Raw genomic sequence first — 1418 nt, forward strand, 5'->3', positions numbered from 1 at the left:
ATCTTAATTTTATTTATTTGTTCACCTCTCTGGGTAATGTGAATTCTTATTGCTGCTTATTGAGAATAGATTTTGATGACATTTTTGCTGATTTACTGTTTCTCGAATGCTTTTTTCACTCTCTATGTTTATTTTTATGCTAACTTTGATTTTTATCTCAGTAATTTCCCTCCCTGATAGTTGAGGGTGCGGAATGTGGGCTAAAATTCTCTTAAACGCACTTGGGGACACCATTCCCTATATTTAGGATAGCAACAATATTCTGTTCTTCTCTCTTCCATCCGTAGCCTAACTCAAGACAGTAGTTTGGGTATACATATAAAAAGGGCGATCGCATCTTACAGGTTAGGATTCCAACATTTATCTCAATACAGTAGGTTTCTCATAGAAAGGCGATCAGTCATCTAGTCTGCTTTCTAGACTTTGCACTTCCTTTTTTTGGATATCGAAAGACAGTAGTTCGGATAGGTTTCTAACTGTGAACTCATCGTGCGATCGCATTTCATAGAGATTGCCTTGAGGACAGTAGTAATGATATTTAGACTTCTTTATTTGGGGGAGAGGAACTAAGTGGCGATCACCTGGACGTTTAATAGATTTGGCTTTTAGCTTTATGCCAGGACAGTAGTTCGGATAGATTTTGCGTATAGTAGTTTTGGTAAATTACTATTACAGTAGGTGTTGAGCCTATCGCTGGTTTTTAGATTAATCACCGTAAAAAACATGCAATTTATTATCACTTTCCAAAACTATATAGTTATGCTCCTTTAATACGCTTAAATACATTTCTTGTAGTGAATGCAGATGCTCATGTACTTTAATAATACCATATAAATGAATCATGAAATCAATTATTGCATCAAAACTGCAAAAATATCTATCACCTAAAGTATGGAAATTCTGCATATCTTTTACAGCGAATTTCAGGTAAATGAACCACGGTTTTTGTTTCGCGCAAAGGGAGAAGGTAATCAAAATCTGGTTTAAATAGATGAAAACTGCTGTAACTCGTCTGAATATGAGGTAAAGTTTACTCCTAATAATAATCCTTTTTCCCGATGTGGTGTAGATTTTATACATATTGATAAATTTATATAAGATTATATGAAAGAAAAGAAAGATAAAAGCGATAAGCCGAAAAAACCAAAGTCACGCTCCGGGGCGCCAGAAAAAAAACTTACCAGAGGACAAAAGACCGTACTGATCGCATCGCTGATAAAACAGGGCGTAACTCTCCGATTTATTGCGAAAAAGTTGGGCTGTTCTCTGGCGACAGTTTCTGGAATCGCTAAAGAACTGGGATACCAGTTTCCCACACGAACTCCAGAAATTCTTTCTCTCCTTGATCAAGGCTTCACTCAAACAGAGGTTGCTAAAAAGTTGGGCGTCTCAAGACAGTTGGTTTCTGCTGTCGCAAA

At 36.6% G+C, this 1418-nt stretch carries 1 protein-coding gene; it reads left to right on the forward strand.

The features are described 5' to 3' along the window. Window positions 1-1104: 1104 nt before the first annotated feature. On the forward strand, window positions 1105-1418 hold a 314-nt coding region (locus ASL19_RS13460; protein ID WP_200959866.1), incomplete at its 3' end, for a helix-turn-helix domain-containing protein.

The organism is Cylindrospermopsis sp. CR12 (assembly GCF_001432185.1).
Lineage (GTDB): Bacteria > Cyanobacteriota > Cyanobacteriia > Cyanobacteriales > Nostocaceae > Raphidiopsis > Raphidiopsis raciborskii.